At 51.3% G+C, this 16914-nt stretch carries 19 protein-coding genes and 1 pseudogene; 16 read left to right on the top strand and 4 right to left on the bottom strand.

Annotation, left to right across the window (positions count from 1 at the left end; translation table 11 throughout):
* Positions 1-85: 85 nt before the first annotated feature.
* The 16 genes and pseudogenes from P304_RS14240 to P304_RS0105415 all read left to right on the top strand — a co-directional run bounded on the left by P304_RS14240 (position 86) and on the right by P304_RS0105415 (position 12020).
* Positions 86-371, top strand: a pseudogene (locus P304_RS14240) (type II toxin-antitoxin system RelE family toxin).
* A gap of 234 nt (positions 372-605) precedes the next feature.
* Positions 606-872: a type II toxin-antitoxin system prevent-host-death family antitoxin gene (locus P304_RS17580; RefSeq protein WP_027389714.1), complete on the top strand. Its 267-nt coding sequence runs from the start codon at positions 606-608 to the stop codon at positions 870-872.
* Positions 853-1110 (top strand): Txe/YoeB family addiction module toxin, encoded by a 258-nt coding sequence (locus P304_RS16580; RefSeq protein WP_084417549.1) that lies wholly within the window; start codon positions 853-855, stop codon positions 1108-1110. Before P304_RS17580 ends, P304_RS16580 begins: the two co-directional genes overlap by 20 nt.
* A gap of 23 nt (positions 1111-1133) precedes the next feature.
* Positions 1134-2087, top strand: coding sequence for an Rpn family recombination-promoting nuclease/putative transposase (locus P304_RS14235; protein ID WP_051321441.1), 954 nt, complete (start codon positions 1134-1136; stop codon positions 2085-2087).
* A 177-nt stretch (positions 2088-2264) separates the two neighbouring features.
* A complete protein-coding gene (locus tag P304_RS0105470) occupies positions 2265-2969 on the top strand; it encodes a hypothetical protein (RefSeq protein WP_027389713.1) in 705 nt (234 codons plus the stop codon).
* Between the two features lie 10 nt (positions 2970-2979).
* On the top strand, positions 2980-3267 hold the full coding sequence (locus P304_RS0105465; protein WP_027389712.1) for a hypothetical protein: 288 nt from the start codon (positions 2980-2982) through the stop codon (positions 3265-3267).
* Complete coding sequence (locus P304_RS0105460; RefSeq protein WP_027389711.1) at positions 3264-3755, top strand: hypothetical protein; 492 nt, start codon at positions 3264-3266, stop codon at positions 3753-3755. The genes P304_RS0105465 and P304_RS0105460 overlap by 4 nt, the downstream gene beginning before the upstream one ends.
* A gap of 9 nt (positions 3756-3764) precedes the next feature.
* Entirely contained in the window at positions 3765-5657 is a 1893-nt protein-coding gene (locus P304_RS0105455) for a secretin N-terminal domain-containing protein (protein WP_027389710.1), read from the top strand.
* Complete coding sequence (locus tag P304_RS14230; protein ID WP_051321440.1) at positions 5654-7126, top strand: GspE/PulE family protein; 1473 nt, start codon at positions 5654-5656, stop codon at positions 7124-7126. Before P304_RS0105455 ends, P304_RS14230 begins: the two co-directional genes overlap by 4 nt.
* A 15-nt stretch (positions 7127-7141) precedes the next feature.
* Complete coding sequence (locus P304_RS0105445; protein ID WP_027389709.1) at positions 7142-8350, top strand: type II secretion system F family protein; 1209 nt, start codon at positions 7142-7144, stop codon at positions 8348-8350.
* Between the two features lies 1 nt (position 8351).
* Complete coding sequence (locus P304_RS0105440; RefSeq protein WP_034764209.1) at positions 8352-8780, top strand: prepilin-type N-terminal cleavage/methylation domain-containing protein; 429 nt, start codon at positions 8352-8354, stop codon at positions 8778-8780.
* A complete protein-coding gene (locus P304_RS17025; protein ID WP_027389707.1) occupies positions 8767-9102 on the top strand; it encodes a type IV pilus modification PilV family protein in 336 nt (111 codons plus the stop codon). The genes P304_RS0105440 and P304_RS17025 overlap by 14 nt, the downstream gene beginning before the upstream one ends.
* The gene (locus P304_RS0105430) at positions 9099-9683 is read left to right on the top strand and encodes a PulJ/GspJ family protein (RefSeq protein WP_027389706.1); all 585 of its coding nucleotides are present in this window, start codon (positions 9099-9101) and stop codon (positions 9681-9683) included. Before P304_RS17025 ends, P304_RS0105430 begins: the two co-directional genes overlap by 4 nt.
* Complete coding sequence (locus P304_RS0105425; RefSeq protein WP_084417548.1) at positions 9652-10554, top strand: type II secretion system protein GspK; 903 nt, start codon at positions 9652-9654, stop codon at positions 10552-10554. The genes P304_RS0105430 and P304_RS0105425 overlap by 32 nt, the downstream gene beginning before the upstream one ends.
* Positions 10555-10602: 48 nt before the next feature.
* Positions 10603-11577 (top strand): hypothetical protein, encoded by a 975-nt coding sequence (locus tag P304_RS0105420; RefSeq protein WP_027389704.1) that lies wholly within the window; start codon positions 10603-10605, stop codon positions 11575-11577.
* Positions 11574-12020, top strand: coding sequence for a hypothetical protein (locus P304_RS0105415; protein WP_027389703.1), 447 nt, complete (start codon positions 11574-11576; stop codon positions 12018-12020). The genes P304_RS0105420 and P304_RS0105415 overlap by 4 nt, the downstream gene beginning before the upstream one ends.
* A 16-nt stretch (positions 12021-12036) precedes the next feature.
* Here P304_RS0105415 and P304_RS0105410 read toward each other — a convergent pair whose 3' ends face one another.
* The 4 genes from P304_RS0105410 to P304_RS0105395 form a co-directional block, all read right to left on the bottom strand.
* Positions 12037-14460: a heavy metal translocating P-type ATPase gene (locus P304_RS0105410; RefSeq protein WP_027389702.1), complete on the bottom strand. Its 2424-nt coding sequence runs from the start codon at positions 14458-14460 to the stop codon at positions 12037-12039.
* Positions 14461-15015, bottom strand: coding sequence for a dUTP diphosphatase (dut, locus tag P304_RS0105405; protein WP_051321439.1), 555 nt, complete (start codon positions 15013-15015; stop codon positions 14461-14463).
* Positions 15016-15105: 90 nt separating this feature from the next.
* Positions 15106-16173 carry a PDDEXK nuclease domain-containing protein gene (locus P304_RS14225; protein ID WP_051321447.1) on the bottom strand — a complete coding sequence of 356 codons (1068 nt, stop codon included), beginning with the start codon at positions 16171-16173 and terminating at the stop codon, positions 15106-15108.
* Positions 16174-16331: 158 nt separating this feature from the next.
* Positions 16332-16904: a flavodoxin family protein gene (locus tag P304_RS0105395; protein ID WP_027389700.1), complete on the bottom strand. Its 573-nt coding sequence runs from the start codon at positions 16902-16904 to the stop codon at positions 16332-16334.
* Positions 16905-16914 lie beyond the last annotated feature (10 nt).

The following is a 16914-nucleotide window of genomic DNA, read 5'->3' as shown; positions in this document are numbered from 1 at the left end:
ATGGATATTATTGATGATTATTATTTGGCGAAGGAAGCGGAACGAAGAATCAACGATGATGTAAAGCCTATCAAAGTAGATGTTGATGACTTACTCGCTTGAGTTTCACCCGAAGGCTCTGAAAGAGTGGCTGGCGCGTGAATCACGCTATCAAGTTGCAGTTGCACAAAAAACTTACTGAAAGACTTCAAAATCCTAAAGTGCCCAAAGATAAGCTCAGCGGATTTGAAAATGTCTATAAAATCAAGCTTAAAACGATAGGTTACCGTTTGGTTTATAAAGTGATTGATGATCGGCTTGTTGTGTACGTGGTAAGTATTGGAAGAAGAGAGAATCATAAAGTGTATGAGAGTCTTAACTCTCGATTGTGATGGCGAGAATCATCCAATAGCAGATGTGCGATGGACGAGAATCTGGATTTCGGCGTAGTTGGTAATTCCGTGTTGCAAAGTCGGTGAGCTTGAGGCTCACGTTATTGTTTTGGCTAAAAGCTGTTTTTTGCTGCGTTTCATTTATATGATAAGAGTATTTTGGTTCTCTTTAGCTTGATATGTACAGAATAATGGCTATAATCTTCCCATGATTCTGTACGAAGAGGTGCTGTTATGCAGGTGGTAAGCTTTACGGAGGCGCGGAATAATTTAAAGAGCATTTTTGATGCGGTGTACTGCGATCACGATGAGGTTATTATTCATCGCAAAGGGAAGGAAAATGTTGTGATAATCCCTTTTGATGAGTATCGCTCTATGAAGGAGACGCAATACCTTCTTTCTGGTACAAAAAATCGAGAGCGCCTTTTGGTTTCCTTGGAAAAGGTTCGTTGTGGCAAGGGTTTTGAGCGGGATGTAGTGAATGAATCTGCTTTGGACTGATGAGAGTTGGGAGGAGTATCTTTATTGGCAAGCAACGGATCGCAAAATACTGAAACGGATCAATGGGCTTATCTCCGATATCAGAAGGAGTCCGTTTGAGGGTGTCGGCAAACCTGAGCCGTTGCGATATGAGTTATCGGGGTGCTGGTCAAGGCGCATTACTGACGAGCATCGCTTGGTGTATGAGGTTCGGGAAGGGGTTATTGCCGTTGTCTCCTGCCGCTATCATTATGGATAAACGATAAAAATGCAGGTAAATCTATGAAGGAAAAATACATCAACCTCTTTACTGACTTTGGCTTCAAGAAGATCTTTGGAGAAGAGGCGAATAAAGAGCACTTGATTGCGTTTCTGAATACCTTATTGCCAGAGCGGCACAAGATCGAAACGCTTCAGTTTGCGAAAAACGAACAGCTTGGTGTGAGTACGGTAGACCGCCGTGCAATTTTTGACTTGCATTGCACGAGCCAAAGCGGAGAGTATTTTATTGTCGAGTTGCAGAAAGCCAAGCAAAATTACTTCAAAGACCGCAGTGTGTTCTATGCCACTTTCCCTATCCAACAACAAGCCGAGCGGGGAGAATGGAACTTTAAACTCGCTGCTGTGTATACCATTGGCATCCTCGACTTTCTATTTGACGAAGACGATGGCAATGGCGAAGTGGTGCACACCGTCAAACTCAAGAATCAAAATAACGAAATTTTCTACGATAAACTGACGTTTATCTACCTTACATTGCCGAACTTTACTAAAACAGAGAACGAGCTTGAAAGCGACCAAGAAAAGTGGTTCTTTCTATTTCGCTATCTGCATGAACTTGACGAAATTCCACCGCGCCTACGTTCACGTATCTACGAAAGCATCTTTGAAAAGGCGCAAATCGCACGGATGAACCCTGCCGAGCGGCAGTCGTATGAGGATAGCTTAAAGTATTACCGCGATATCAAGAACGTGGTGGATACAGCGAGGGACGAGGGGTTGCAGGAAGGTCGTGAGGAAGGAATCGGCATTGGTCGTGAGGAGGGTAGGCATGAGGGTATGCTCCTTGGCCGACGCCTTGCTATATTCCAAACCATCCGCAAGCTCGTAGGTCGTAATTCACCGCTTGAGACAATTGCAGACGTGGTTGATTTGCCTGTCGACAACGTCAGGCAAATCATCGAAGCCGGTGATGCTGGCATAGACTTCATTGAAATAGACGAGAGTTTGCTATGAAAGAGAATTGCGTCTCGGGCGAGCTTCAGCGAGGAAGAATCGCTGAGATTTCTTGCTGGGATTGGGCTAATGGTATGGCGCTTAGATGGCATTGGTCTATAATGCGAGCTGCAATGGTAGACAAATGTTTGTTATATTGAGTACAATGTGGACGACTAACTAAAGAGGTGTCAGGGTATGCGTAAAGTTTTGTGTTCGCTTGGTGTCGCGGTTTCGCTTGGTTTGTGTTTTATTCCCGTGGTTGCTGCTCAGCAGGAGCAAGTTACTATTGAAGTTCCTCCGACTCCGGCGATCCCTTCTGCTTCTGCTGGGAGTGATGGTGGAAGTGTTTCTGCGCCTCCTACTCCGGGCGATGCTGCGATTGAATTTCCACCGAATCCGGCGGATGCTTTGCGGAAGGGTGGGGTCGTTCCTGTTTTTTCGGAACAGACTTCCACCGGTACTCAACGGGTTGAGGGGCAGGGGAATGCTTTTATTCCAGAGGCTGGTGGTGCGGTAAGTGCTAGTGGTGTAGCTGCTGGCGGATCACCGTACGGCGCAGCGGGTTCTGGTGATGGTGGAGCTGCTACAACGGTGACGACGACTTCTGGCGGTGATGCTGCGGTGTACAGTACGACGAGTGGTGGCGAATCTACGGCGCGCTCTGGTACAGATGCGGCACTTGCTTCGCAACCAGCAACGGTTAATGCGGTAGTGCCTACTCCGGCGGCAGTTGAAGCTCCGCAGTCATCTTCAGCCAGCACGCCTGCTGCTTCTGCGCCACCTGTTGAGCGTAGCGCTTCTTCTCAGCCTGATGCGGCTAAATCGTCTTTCCCTGTAGGATGGGTTTTGGCACTTGTCGTGCTGGCAGGTGGTATTTTCTGGGTCATTCGCCGTCGTTGATGGTGTGAATATGAAAGTTGATTTGAAAGGGATACATATGTTGCGTAGGTTTTTCATAGGTATTTTCGCTGCCTCGTTGTTGCTTGGTGGTGTTTCGTTTGCGTCAGAGGAGATTTCTGAAGAACGCATTCAGCAGCGCTTAGAGCGTGAATGGAAAGAGTTAGAGGCGGCGTTGCCGCCGATGATGGATACGTCGGAGCAGGTTGTGTACAAAAAGAATTTTTTCAAAAACTTCCGTAATGATGTTATCGAAATGCTGCGCGCAGAAAAGGCGGCTGGGGCGACGTTGAAGCCATGAAACAGCAAGTCCAAGGACTGGCGGGGATTGTCTTGGTGGCGCTGGCGGTGCTGCTTGGCTCGTTTGCGTGGGAACGGTGGTCATACGTGAGCGGGTTGTCGCCGGTTGTGTCGGTGACGTTGCCAGCCGTTTCGTCTGCGTCAGTATCGTTTCAAATGGTTGATCTCTTAGGTGTTATTGCTCAAGCAGAAACGTCTGAAACGGTGCTGGTTGCTTCAGAAATTCCTTTCACACTCCGTGGTACGGCGGCACCAACGGCGGCATTATTGGAGTTGGCTGGCCGGGCAAAAATGTACTCGGTGGGCGATGTGTTGGAGGGGTATGAGCTGGAAAGTGTGAGTAATCAGAGTGCATTTTTCCGGCATGGTGGACGCTTGGTGCGTTTAGATATGTCGCGGGTAGCGGTTGAGTCGCGTCCGGTTGCGGAACCGGCGCCGTTTGTACGCCGTGGCGAGGCACCGCAAAAAAATCATGATGAAGAAGAGTAAGGGGGATATATGTCTATAAACTGGTATGGCTCGGTGGTTCGGTTGGCGCTGGTATTGCTTTGTTCGCTGTCAATATGGATTGCGCCGACGTTGGCGAATGAGTCTTCCGGAGGGTCGCAGCAAGCGAGTGGTGATATTGTCCTCAATTTTGATAGTGTCAGTATTGAAGAATTATTGTCGCTTGTCAGCGATGTAACGGGGAAAAACTTTGTGTACGATCCGGCGGGATTACGCAAAACCCTTTCGCTGTATTCGCGTAATCCGTTGCCGCGCGAGAATCTTTTCCCCTTGTTTACATCGATTCTTGATCAAAATGGGATGAGTTTGGTTGAGGAGCAGGGTGTATATCACGTTATTCCCAACAAAGATGTTATCCGGCGTAATCCGCCTTTGAAGGGTGAAGCTAAATTGTCGCTTGATGCGACGGTACGGACGTTTATTTTGCCGCTGGACTACTTAGATGCAACGCAAACCGTGAATGTTATTCGCCCGTTTCTTTCGCCATCGGGGATTGTAACCGCTCTGAAGGAGATGGAACTGCTGGTTATCACGGATACGGAGCGGAGTGTTTTAACGGTGCGCCGTCTGTTAGAAGCGATAGACCGAAAGAGTCAGTCAGTCGTGTTGCGGAGTATTGAAATTTTGCACGCTCCGCTGGAAGATGTGGTGAAAAAGCTGGGTACGTTGCTGGTGGCGTTTCGCCCTCAGGATAAGCCGGTTATTTTAGACAACCCACAAAATAATTCTGTCATCGTTGCTGGGCACCGAGCCAGTGTGGAATACGCGCAGGAAATTATTCAGGTGCTGGATACGCCGCGCACAACAGCGCGCGAAAATACGCAGATTTTTACCCTGCAATATGCAAAAGCCGAAGGGGTGGCGACGATCCTTACGGAAGCACTGAAGAGTACGGCGGGTGGCGAGCAGGCTCCGAGTTTTACGATCATCGCTGATGCTGAGACGAATAACTTGCTTTTTAGTGGAGCGCCAGAGTTGTCGCACGAGGTAAAGCGCATTGTGGAACGGCTGGATCTTCCGAAAAAGCAAGTTCTTGTAGAAGCCTTGATTATGGAAACGTCAGTGACGGATCGTTTTGATTTAGGAGTAAATTGGCAAGTGGCTGATGCCTACGATCAAGGACAAAAGGTTGTTTCTGGTGCTTTTTTGCCGAGCGGAGCGTTGCAAACGAGTAGTCCTCTGGCCGGAACGTTTAGTCTTGGGGTATTAGGTCGCACAATTTCCTATCAGGGGAATGCGTTTGCTACGATTGGTGGTTTAGTCAATGCGTTGCGTAAAGAGGGTCACACGAATATTTTAATGAACCCTCAGATTTTGACGAGTGACAATACCGAAGCGGAAGTGATGGTGGGCGAAAACCGTCCGTTTATGACTTCGGAAAAATACTATGAAAATGATGCAAGACCTGTTAGCACGTACGAGTATCGTGATGTGGGGATAAGCCTAAAAATTAAGCCGCTGATTAACGAAAAAAATGATATTACGCTCGATATTGCTCAGGAAATAACGGAGGTTGCTGATGTAGCGCAGGTTGCCGATCGGCCTATTACGCGGAAGCGGAATACGAAAACAACGGTAACGGTGCCGGATGGCGGTATTATGGTACTGAGTGGCCTCTTAAAGGATAATCAGAGTAATTCTGTCTCTGGTGTTCCGTGCTTAATGGGTCTGCCGATTCTTGGGCAGGCGTTCCGTGGTTATGGTTCGACGACGGATAAAACCAATTTGATGATTTTTATTCGGGTGAAAGTGCTGGAAAATCCGGAACGAGCCAGTGACTTCTCGCGTGAGCAGCAGAAGCTCCATGAGCAAAGTTTAGATGAATGGCGCGAAGAGCTTGGTGGGCAGCGAACCGTTATTGAACGGGTGTTGGAGTCCCAATGAGTCCATTTGATGCTCAATTCCGCCTCCCTGGGATGTTTTTGCCGTGGGAGGTTGGTGAAGATTCGCGTTTAAAGGTCTTTGCGCTTGACTCGATGGATCACTCAGCGCTCCAGCAACACGTTAATTATCTTTCATATCGTTGCGCTGCAGAGGTCGTTGTTTTTCCGGTGAGCGCGGCGGAGTTGGCGGAACGCGAAGCACAGTTGTTACGTCAGGATGGTTCTGAAATTGGCGAAGGCGAAGCGTCTCTTGGCGGTGTTGGTGGCGCTTCGGATGACTTTCGCGTCGAAGATTTATTGGCCGCTTCGGCCAATGATGCGCCGGTTATTCAGTTCGTTGGCAAGCTGCTGCAACGGGCGCTCGATCAGCAGGCCAGTGATATTCACATCGAGCCGTACCGCGAAAAGAGTATTATCCGTTTGCGCCTTGATGGAGCGTTGCATCCGATGTTTACGCTCCCGCGTGGTGCACATGCGGCGGTCGTTACCCGAATTAAAGTTATTGCTGGTCTGGATATCGCGCAGACTCGTTTGCCGCAGGATGGTCGTTTGAAAATTCGTATTGCCGGGCAAAATGCCGATATTCGGGTTTCAACGGCGCCAACGGTGTTTGGCGAACGGGTCGTCATGCGTTTGTTGGATGCCAGCTCTGAGGTTCGTTCGCTTGATACGATTGGGTTGGATGAGCAACAACAAGCGTTGGCGCGCACGCTGTTAGCGGTGCCACACGGTATTTTATTTGTCACGGGGCCAACGGGTAGTGGGAAGACGACGACGCTGTACTCCTTTCTGTTGCAGTTGCATGATGCCGAACGCAATATTATGACTATTGAAGATCCGGTCGAGTATCAGATAGAGGGAATTGCGCAAACACAGGTTAATCCGCAGATTGGCCTAACGTTTGCGTCGGGGCTCCGTTCGTTCCTCCGTCAAGACCCTGACGTAATCATGGTTGGTGAAACCCGCGATGCCGAAACGGCAACAATTGCAACGCAGGCGGCATTGACTGGTCACTTGGTGCTTTCTACGCTGCATACGAATGATGCGTGCAGTGCGGTTACCCGTCTTGCGGATATGGGTGTTGAGCCATTTTTAATTTCAGGTACTTTGGTGGGGGCGGTGGCGCAGCGTTTGGTGCGCCGGTTGTGTCCGCAGTGCCGTCAGTCGCGTCCGCTAAGTCCGAAGGAAGTTGATCTTTTTGAAACGCATCGAGTTGCTTGTCAGGAAGTGTTTTTTGCTCCTGGCTGTCCGCATTGTTTGCAAACGGGCTATCGCGGGCGGAGTGCGATCTATGAGTTTTATGTTCCTGATGAGACGCAGAAAAAGCTAATTGCGCAGGGCGCGGATCATTTGAGCTTGCGGCAAGCGGCACGTGATGCGGGTATGCGCAGCTTGCTGGAAAATGGTCTTGATCGGGTGGCGGCCGGAGTAACATCGCTTGAAGAGGTTTTGCGAGTGTCGTCGTCATGACGCAGGGTGTCTCTTATGCCGCGTTTTAGTGTTGTTGGAGTCGATCGCCAAGGCGAGCCGATACAGGAAGTCGTTGAGGCAGAAAGTCAGCGGCAGGCCGTGCTGTTGCTGCAAGGGCGTGGGATTCGCATTACGCGTGTAAAAGAGGAGCGGAAATCGCGTCTGACGCGGCCACGCTACGGTATGCGACGCAAGACTTTTGGTTTAGCGTTGATTTATCAAACATTTAAGCAGCTTGGGCTCTTGTTAAGTAGTGGTATCAGTTTGAGCGAAGCGCTGGTAGCACTTGAAGCGAATACGTCGCATCCGTCATTAGCGGAAACCTTGCGCAAAGTGCGTATGGGGATGGAAGGCGGCGAAAGCTTTTCGCAGGCGTTAGAGCGTCACGCATTCTTTCCCAGCGTGGTTAACCGGACGATACGCGCTGCCGAAGCGGTCGGGCAGCTTCCCTTGGCCTGTAACTCTTTGTCGCAGTATTATCAGAAGCGACTGATGTTTCGTTCTCAACTTTTGGCAAGCCTTTCTTATCCGTTGGTGGTGCTGGCGGTTGGTATGGCGATTGTGTTGTTTTTGATGACCTCTATTGTCCCTACCATTGTCGATGTCCTTGTAAAGGCTGGAACGGTATTGCCTGCCCCCACGCGGATAGTTATGGGCATTTCTCATTTTTTGCAACATTGGGGATTGTTGGTGCTGCTGTGTGGTGCCTTGATGGTGGTGGTAGGATCTTTTTGGTTGAAGCGCGAAGAGCGGCGCATACGGGTTGAACGGCGATTATTGAATTTCCCATTGGCGGGTCAGTTGTGGCAGCAGATTACGATTGCCCGTTTTTCCTTTACGTTTCATTTGTTGTTGCAAGGGAGTATTCCGGTCGTCGATGCGCTCCGTTTAGCGTGTCAAACGGTGGGAAGCCCGCTGTACCGTCAAACGGTTTTGCAGATTGCGGCGCAGGTGGAAGAGGGGGCCGATCTTGGGCAGTTGCTGCGTCAGCAAACGATTTTCCCGCCACTGTTCAGTGATATGTTGGCGATGGGATATAAAGCGGGCACTCTTACGCAGATGGCTGCTTGGGTAGAAGAATATTACGGCGATCAGGTGAATACACGACTGCGCTCTTTGCTGGGCATGCTTGAGCCGTTGATGATTGTTTTTTTGGGCGTAGTTGTGGGAGCTATTGTGCTGGCGGTTTTGTTGCCCGTGTTCGAAATGAATCAGGTTTTCTGATATGGCAAGACGGGGCTTTAGCTTGATTGAGCTGTTGGTGGTGCTGGCGCTCGTTGGGGTTTCGATCGGTGGGATAGGTTTGATGTTTGCCAATACGCCGGAGTCGCTCAGTGTGGAAGAGCGTTTTGAGCAGCAGCTGACTGAGTTGCTGTTGCAGGCGCAGGCGACGGCTCGTCAGCAGGATCGTCCGGTTCCTTTACGGTATGATTCGAAAGAAGTTAGCATCGTTGCCGTGCTTGGTGAAGGTAAAGTGCCATTACCGCTCGGGTGGCAGATCGTGGCTGCTGTGCGTGATACGGCGGAAACAGTGGTCTATCCCTCTGGTATGGTGCAAAGTGCCGCCTTTGCCTTTCGTACCCCGGCGCGGAAGGCCTACTACGCATATTTTTACCCGTTACGCGCCGAGGTGGTGCTGTATGCGGCGGAATAAGCGACTTTTGTGGCACTCGGCGAAGGGATTTAGTTTGCTCGAAGTATTGATTGCTTTGGCCGTTGGCGCATTACTTTTTTTGGCTGTGGCACAGTTGCAGAGCCATGGGCTTTCGATTGCTCTCTCGCATGATGAACGGTTGCGCCAGCAGCTTGCGGCGTATAGCTTGGTGATTGGTGGTGAGCAATGGACGGTCGATACGGCGGGATTGCAGCGCAAAGCGGGGCGAGAAGTTGCACCGAGGATGCCGCTCTTGGAAGTGCGCCGTGGTGATCGGGTGATGCTTGCGTATCCGTTCTGGCCGGTAGAGGTAAAACGATGAAACGGCATACGGCGGGACGTGGTTTTACGTTAGTCGAGATACTGGTTGCGCTGGCGATTAGTTCTATTCTGTATGCTCTGGGCGCGAGTATGACGCAATCGCTGATGAGTTCTGTCGAGCGGGGTCGTGAGCAGGATCGTTTGCTTGAAGGGCATCGAATGGTGCGCTGGTTGGCGCGAGATTTTCGCATGGCGGTATCGCATGTTCCGTTCGCCCTTACGACTGATCAGGGGAAATTGCTCTTGGTGACGTTCGGAACAACTCATTCACAAGTTGTTCCGGGGCAAACGGTCAGTGTGGCCTACCGTGTTGAGGAGCATCCGCAGGTGCCAGGGGAATTTTGGTATGTGCGTCATGAAAAAGGGAGTCATTCGGCACAACTTTCAACGTGGTTACTCCCTATTCGCGAGGTGCATCTTTCGGTTGTTGCCGTAGCGAACCAGGCTCGAACGGAGAATGTGCGTCGTGATTCCCCCCCGGAATTTTTACAAATAGCTGTCTCACCTGCTTTGCGACCACAAACTATTTACCAAACTTTGGAAACACCGTATGTCCTTGCCCTTACGCCCCAAAAGCCATAAGTCATCCCGCGCTGAGCGGGGATCGGTTTTGATTTACGTATTAGTGCTTGGTGCGGCGCTGCTGAGTGTCGTGCATATTTTCTATTTACAACGTCAACAAGGTTTGGATGAGTTATATTTTGAAGCGCAGGAACAGCAGGCGCTTTTGCTGGCCAAAGCGACGCAACAGCAGGCTTCGGCCACTTTATTGCGCCATTTGAGTGCTTTCGAGCCGCTTCCGTGGCAACAGTGGCCACATCATTGGGAGCGGGAAAATCGTTATGAAGAATTTTCAGTTAAGGGGAGCTTGCTTCCTGCAAATGGTCTGTGGAATATCAACAATCTGACGCAGATGTTTTGGGAAGATCTTTTTCGCGAATGGTGCAAGTTGAACAAGATTGATGATAGCTGGCTTGCGGAGGTCAAGGAGGTGCTCCGCTCCGCTCGTGGTGATTTGATTCCGTTGGATCGAATGGCGCAGCTTGATCTCGTTTCGCCTACTTTTCGCTCTTTGCCCGTAGCGCAACGGGAGCGAGTTTATACGCTTTTTACGGCATTGCCGGAAACTGAGTCGCGCGTATACATCAATACGGCACCTTCGTCATTGGTGCTTGCGACGGCGGGTGCGCTTAATCAGCAGGTGGCAGAAGTTATTGTGTCGAATCGCGCGCGTCGTCACTATCTTGAAATGGGCGAAATCTATACTATCGGAATCTTAGATATTCATCAGTTCCAGTATTTGGAGCGGATCTTTACTACACGGGTGACATGGTACCGACTTGATATTACGGTGCAGCACCGTCCTTCTGGGCGGACGTACCGGTACGAAGGGTTGATGTATCCGGACGGGAAGCTCCATTTCTGGTACGAGCATCTTGCGGCAATGAGTTGAAGGATATTTTGAAAATATTTTGTATGACACCTACGAGGGCGATACCGTATGCACGAATCACCGATATTTTTTCTTCCTGACCACCTTGTTTTGTTGAGTGTTGTGAGCGCGCCGCCGTTTTGGCAAAGGCTGCATGTTTCGGCTTTGCGTGAAATTGGTTGCTTGTATCCAGCGGACGATCTGGATAGTGGCCTGATTTCGATTGGCTTCCGTGGCGACTACGAAGTCGGGGTGAATTTCTCTGTGGCGGAATTGTGCGAAGAGCTTGGTGGCGAGACGCCTTTGCCCGCAAAAGTAACCGTTCCGGCTTTATGTTGGCTGTGGGAGGTGCTCCCGATAATGCAAGGGGCGAATAGTTCTCCTTGTGCCTACATCTCAGAAAAAATGTACGCGCGCCTGTTTCAGGAAGATGGGCGAGTGTTTTTGCTGTGGCAACGCCATCAGAAAACACTTGAGGAGCTTCGTCAGCAATTTCTTGATCATAAGGTTTCGAGTCGTGCGGAATATGTGGCGCGTGTTCGGAAAGTACCTGCTGGGGCAAATTTGGCTGGCGTGATGCGTCGCCATTTGCAGTGGAAGGTAGAGCAGCATTACGACCAATTGCTCGCCGCTGGTTTGGTGGCATTAGCGGCAAGTTTGCTGTTGTGGCAAGGGAGCTACTGGTACGAATCGCGCGTTTTGTTTGAGCGGGAACAGGTTGGTTTTGCGTTGATGGCAGAAGCGCTGACGGGGCAGAAAAAAGAACCATTGCAAACTTTGGCTACCATCGAGCAGGCATTGGAGAGCTATCCGCCAAAGCAATATGATTTTGGGACATTGCTGCAAAACCTTGCGGAGTTTTCCGATTTCCCAATGGCGCAGCGCATTGCCTATCAGAATGCCGTGGGGGAAATCGTCGTTGCGTCGGAACGCGTCCACGATGAATTGCTTGACGAAATACAAGAGAAGACAGGCTTGATATGGCGTTTTGAGGCTGACACACTGCCGAGAAGCACGGTTATACGCAGTGGGGGTGTGCGATGAGTAAGGTATCATTTCCAGTGCGTATCGCTTTTGTTTTGTTGGCCGTTGCGGTAGTCGTTTCTGGTGGCTTTGCGTGGCAGGCGGCGCAGCTAAATGCCGAACGCGCTGAGTTTCGCAGTCAGGTTACGCAGGTCGAGAGGCTAGCACAGCGTTATCTGGAATTAAGGCAGCAAGGCGTGTTGGAGTCACGGTCATTGTTGGATGAGGTTAATCATCGTGTGCAGAACCACCGACTGCAACCGTTTTTGGAAAACATTGAGCGGCAGGAGAATGGTGGGCTAGTGCTGGTACTGCGCAACGTGCAGAATCCCGAGGCGCTGTATCGGTTCTTAGAGGAGTTGGCGGCATTGCCGTGGTTGCTGATGGATGGAACGTTAGAGCGAGTTGATGACGATAGTGCACGAACTTTCGTCACTCTTTCGCTTCAATTGCAGCTGCGTTGATCGTCAGGATGCGTTTTCAGCTCCTTTTTAGTCGCAGCGAGTTCCCCACCACGATCAGCGAGCTGATGGCCATCATAGCGGCTGAGATAACCGGATGGATAAATCCAGTGACGGCCAGCGGTATCGCTACGACATTGTACGAAAACGCCCAGAAAAGGTTTTGCCGGATGATCGAGAGTGTGCGGCGCGATTGCCGCAAAAAAGGTGGGAGCAGGGCAATATCTGGGCGCATGAAAATGACATCGGCGCTTTCCAGTGCAATATCCGTCGCTTTGCCGACAGCAATCCCAACGTGCGCTTCGATCAGCGCAGGGGCGTCGTTAATGCCGTCGCCGACCATCGCGACGTATTCGCCACGTTCTTTGGCGGTGCGAATGTGAGTCGATTTATCTAGTGGGCTCAGTTCGGCGCGGCAGTTTTCCGGTGCGATACCGAGCGATTCCCCTACGTGCAAAGCGACCAGTGCGCTATCACCAGTCAGCATGACCACTTGATTGCCTTGCTGCTGCAGGCGGCTGATGGCACTGGCGGCTTCAGCGCGAACCGTATCGGCAATGGCTAAAAGTCCCAGCAATATCCCAGAACGTGCGACGCCAACGGTGGTTTTCCCTGTGGCGGCGAAAGCGTTCCATTCTTCTGCCTGTTCCTGCGTGATAACAATGCCTGACATTTGCAAAAACCCCCGTTTGCCAACCAGTACTTGTGCTCCCTCCACGGTAGCGCTAACCCCTTGGCCGGGATGTGCCTGAAAGCCTTCGGTTTGCGGGAATGATCTTCCTGCGGGAACCGCTTGCACGATAGCTTGCGCCAAAACGTGTTCCGACGAGCGTTCAACGGCGGCTGCAAGGGTGATGAGCGCTTCGCGGCTGAGTGTGGCCGATGTGCTGAGCGCCGCTACCAGTTGGGGTTTCCCTTCGGTCAGTGTGCCAGTTTTATCAAAAAAGATGTGGCGCACGCGCGCGGCACTTTCCATGACATCGCCCCCTTTAACCATGATGCCGCGGCGCGACAGCGAAGTGGTCGAAACAAGGATTGCGAGCGGCGTAGCGAGTCCCAGCGCGCAGGGGCAGGAAATAACCAATACGGCAACGCCGGTCATCAGGGCGGGGATAAATTCGCCGCCACTCCAATACCATCCCACAAAAGTCAGCACGGCGAGGGCAACAATGGCAGGTGTAAACCACGTAACGACCCGCTCGGCCACGGTTTCGATAGGCGCTTTACGGTTTTGTGCCTCTTCGACGGTACGGATGATCTGCGCCAGTACGGTGGCCTCGCCAGTGCGTACCACCTGCGCGACCAAGCGGCCATAGCGGTTCATGGTGCCGCCAATCAGTTCGTCGCCCTGTTGTTTGGTAACGGGCATCGATTCGCCCGTTAGCATTGATTCATCCACTTCTGAAATCCCTTCGACCACGTGTGCGTCGAGCGGTATCGAACTTCCTGGGAGAATTTCGACCAGATCGCCGGCGCGCAACGATTCCAGCGGTACGAGTGTTGCCTGACCGTTTTCCCAACGGCGCGCATCTTTTGGTTGCAGGCGAAACAGCGAGGCCACAGCGTCGCAGGCGCTCCCTTTGGCTCCCGCTTCAATTAAGCGCCCCAGCAGAATGAGCGAGATGATCATGCACGTAACATCAAAGTAGATTTCACGACCAACAAACACGGCGATGATACTGTAGAAGTAGGCGCTGGCCGAGCCGAGGACGATCAGGAAGTCCATGTTCAGGGTGCGATTTTTCATGCCAGACCACGCGCTCTGCCAAAATGGCGCGCCGGAATAGAACAGCACTGGTGTGGTCAGTCCCCACGCGATAACTTCCATAGCCGTGCGATAAAGAGGCTCCATTCCCTGAAAATATCCGGCGTAGAGCGCAAAAGTGTAGAGCATGAGTTGCATGGTCAAGAGTCCAGCAGAAGCGAAGCGGATCAGCAGGTCGCGCTTTTCGTGTTGTAAGCGCGCTTCGTAATCAGACTGCGTGAAGGGGACGGGATGATAGCCGATCGAAAAAATCTGCCGTAGCAAGGTGCGAATATCGGTGAGTGCGGGATTCCAGCGCAGGCGCGCGCGGTGGGTGGCGTAGTTGACACGAATGGTAGTAACGCCAGCGGTTTTTCCAACGAAATGTTCTACCAGCCAAATGCACGAGGCACAGCGGATGCCGCCGATGCTCAGATCAATTTCCTGCTCGCCATCTTCGGTGGTGCGGATAAAAGGGGCGACGAGCTCGGCGGCGATATCACCAGCCTCTTCCGGCGGGCCGGGTTGCCAGTCGTTCCGCTTCGCGTAGAAAGCCTGAAACCCAGCATCGTGAATAACGTGGTATACACCTTGACACCCTTTGCAGCAGAAAAGCCGCTCTTCGCCATCAACGGTTTCGTGAATAGCGGCTTCCGTGGTGACAGGAAGGAGGCAGTGGTGACACGCGCTCTGTGCCATTTATATGCCGCTGGAACCAAAACGCTTGGTGCCGCGTTGCGAGGCGGAAAGGGAATCGGAGAGAACAAGATTGATGCGCGGTACGGGGAGGATGAGCATTTGGCAGATGCGTGCTCCTTGACCAATGTAGAACGGTTGCGTATCCATATTGGCGGCAATAAAGTGTACTTCGCCACGGTAACCGCTATCAATAGTGGCGGGAGAGTTGAGGCAGAAAAGCCCTTGCAGGCTGAGGCCGCTACGCGGGCGGATTTGTGCCTCAAAGCCCTCGGGAAGCTCAACGGCAAAGCCGAGTGGGATGGGGAATTTCAGCGCGATTTGTATTTCGTCGGGATTGATGTTGCTTTCGATGCACCATTGCCGTACTTGCGCAACACCTTGGTCGGCGCTGGCTGCCCAAGGGAGTGGTGTCAGAATCAGGTCGCGGTCCAGGCGAGCGTAGCAGTCCATCCCAGCATCGCCTTCGTAGGCATAGCAGGGGAGCAGGCCGCCCGCCATCAGTTGGATTTTTACTTCGAGTTTGTGGCGGAAAGGATCGGCGACAGGATGTGACATGCGAAGCTCCTGTGGGGCGTTAATTTGAGTGTTGATATATCATATTGTGTTCGTGATGTGAGATGAAAATGAGCATTTTGGTGTCGAGATTTAGACTTGGTCATCTCCTTCTCCGCCTTCTGTCTCCCTGTCCAATTCTTTCTCAATTTCCTCAATGGATGGCAGGCTCGGCTGAAGGTCTTCCGGTAAAGATTCGGTGATGTGTTGCTCCCACTCGGCGACACCAATAGGCTTGGTATTGCCTGTAAGTGCATATTTAGCAACGGTATGATTTTTCTCTTTGACCAGTAGCAGGCCGATGGTGGGCTTATCATCCGGATGGCGAAGCAAGTCATCGACAATATTCATATACATAGTTAATTGGCTCACATGGCCAGGGCAGAACTTTCCGGCTTTTAGTTCTACCACCACATAACAGCGCAGCTTTAAGTGATAAAAAAGCAAGTCGATATAAAAATCGTCGCCACCCACTTCCATATGGACTTGTCTCCCAACGAAAGCGAATCCCTGACCAAGCTCCAGTAGAAATTTTTCCAGATGTTCGATAAGCTTATTTTCCAGCTCGGCCTCTTTGCGTACCTCCGCAGTTCCCAGAAAATCAAACAGATACGGATCTTTAAATATCTGGTTCGCCATATCGGAATCATCTGGCGGCAAAGTTGCTTGAAAATTATTAGCTGTCTGTCCGGTTCGTTTATGCAGCTTTGTTTCTATCTGCACAGCCAAAATATTTTTGCTCCAGCCATTTGTAATGGTTTGCTCAGCATACCAAAGCCGTAATTTCGAATCCTTAATTTTTTCCAAAAGGGTTAAATTGCTGCGCCAGGGTATTTGTGCAACGGTGCGTTGCACTATTGCACGATCCGGCCATTCCTCTGCAAATTTCCGCATATATTTGAGGTTGCGAGCAGAAAATCCATTCATCTCCGGAAAAGCGTCTTTCAAGTCACACGCAAGCCGGTCAACAACCTTCGTTCCCCAACCCGCCTGATCCTGCTTGCGCAGAATATCATGTCCGATATCCCAATACATGAGTATCTGAGCAGTATTAGCAGACAAAACAGCTTTCAGCCGTTCGGTCTTTACCCGTTGCTTAACTTGTTTCAAGAGGTCGATATAGTCATCCGGCAACTCCACAGAACCAACAGGAACCGGCATAATCACCCCTTGGTGTTTGCTATTATCCCGCCGCTTCCGCCCTTGGCCTTGCGTGGTTTTATTTTGCCTGTGCCCATCAATATCATTCTGTAGCTTCTTTGGCATCAATCCACCTCCCTCGCTTCAGGTAGCGGTCATTGCCCATTACATTTTACCGCTTACCGGGTAGCTTTCAGCAGCCACGCCATAGTTTCACCAAGATCCTGCATGTTCTTGAGCGCTTCGCTGTCGCCGAGGACATCGCCGGGGTGCAATCCGTAGCCCATATTCCAGTAGGTTGATCCGGGGATAATCATTTGTGAGATTTGGAAGAAGTGGTTCATGGTGTCAAAGGCATGTGTGGCACCGCCGCGGCGCACGGCTACGACGGCAGCACCGATTTTGCGTTTCAGCTCGGCGTTATGGCCGCGGGTGACGTAGCCGCCACGGTCGATCAATGCTTTCATTTCGCTGGTCACATCGGCAAAGTAAGTCGGCGAACCGAGCAGGATGCCATCGGCTTCGCGCATTTTTTCGATATAGCTGTTCATTTGATCGTTGGTGATGCCGCAGCGTCCGGGGTGCTTGGTGCGGCAGTGCATGCAGGCCACGCAGCCACGTAAGGCTTGGCCGCCGATTTGAACGAGTTCTGTTTCAATGCCGGCGGCTTTGATGGGTGTCAATACGGCCTGAAGCAGTATTTCGGTGTTCCCGCCTTGGCGCGGACTTCCATTGAACGCGACTACTTTCATGCTGCTCTCC

Origin of the sequence: Chrysiogenes arsenatis DSM 11915, from assembly GCF_000469585.1 — a bacterium.
Taxonomy (GTDB): Bacteria; Chrysiogenota; Chrysiogenetes; order Chrysiogenales; family Chrysiogenaceae; genus Chrysiogenes; species Chrysiogenes arsenatis.
Note: the sequence above shows the minus strand (reverse complement) of the source record. Positions and strands in the feature narration are given on the sequence as shown.

Coding starts and splice junctions, on each gene's coding strand:
- P304_RS17580 (WP_027389714.1), top strand. CDS start 606: ATGCAGGTGGTAAGCTTTACGGAGGCGCGGAATAATTTAAAGAGCATT.
- P304_RS16580 (WP_084417549.1), top strand. CDS start 853: ATGAATCTGCTTTGGACTGATGAGAGTTGGGAGGAGTATCTTTATTGG.
- P304_RS14235 (WP_051321441.1), top strand. CDS start 1,134: ATGAAGGAAAAATACATCAACCTCTTTACTGACTTTGGCTTCAAGAAG.
- P304_RS0105470 (WP_027389713.1), top strand. CDS start 2,265: ATGCGTAAAGTTTTGTGTTCGCTTGGTGTCGCGGTTTCGCTTGGTTTG.
- P304_RS0105465 (WP_027389712.1), top strand. CDS start 2,980: ATGAAAGTTGATTTGAAAGGGATACATATGTTGCGTAGGTTTTTCATA.
- P304_RS0105460 (WP_027389711.1), top strand. CDS start 3,264: ATGAAACAGCAAGTCCAAGGACTGGCGGGGATTGTCTTGGTGGCGCTG.
- P304_RS0105455 (WP_027389710.1), top strand. CDS start 3,765: ATGTCTATAAACTGGTATGGCTCGGTGGTTCGGTTGGCGCTGGTATTG.
- P304_RS14230 (WP_051321440.1), top strand. CDS start 5,654: ATGAGTCCATTTGATGCTCAATTCCGCCTCCCTGGGATGTTTTTGCCG.
- P304_RS0105445 (WP_027389709.1), top strand. CDS start 7,142: ATGCCGCGTTTTAGTGTTGTTGGAGTCGATCGCCAAGGCGAGCCGATA.
- P304_RS0105440 (WP_034764209.1), top strand. CDS start 8,352: ATGGCAAGACGGGGCTTTAGCTTGATTGAGCTGTTGGTGGTGCTGGCG.
- P304_RS17025 (WP_027389707.1), top strand. CDS start 8,767: ATGCGGCGGAATAAGCGACTTTTGTGGCACTCGGCGAAGGGATTTAGT.
- P304_RS0105430 (WP_027389706.1), top strand. CDS start 9,099: ATGAAACGGCATACGGCGGGACGTGGTTTTACGTTAGTCGAGATACTG.
- P304_RS0105425 (WP_084417548.1), top strand. CDS start 9,652: ATGTCCTTGCCCTTACGCCCCAAAAGCCATAAGTCATCCCGCGCTGAG.
- P304_RS0105420 (WP_027389704.1), top strand. CDS start 10,603: ATGCACGAATCACCGATATTTTTTCTTCCTGACCACCTTGTTTTGTTG.
- P304_RS0105415 (WP_027389703.1), top strand. CDS start 11,574: ATGAGTAAGGTATCATTTCCAGTGCGTATCGCTTTTGTTTTGTTGGCC.
- P304_RS0105410 (WP_027389702.1), bottom strand. CDS start 14,460: ATGGCACAGAGCGCGTGTCACCACTGCCTCCTTCCTGTCACCACGGAA.
- dut (WP_051321439.1), bottom strand. CDS start 15,015: ATGTCACATCCTGTCGCCGATCCTTTCCGCCACAAACTCGAAGTAAAA.
- P304_RS14225 (WP_051321447.1), bottom strand. CDS start 16,173: ATGCCGGTTCCTGTTGGTTCTGTGGAGTTGCCGGATGACTATATCGAC.
- P304_RS0105395 (WP_027389700.1), bottom strand. CDS start 16,904: ATGAAAGTAGTCGCGTTCAATGGAAGTCCGCGCCAAGGCGGGAACACC.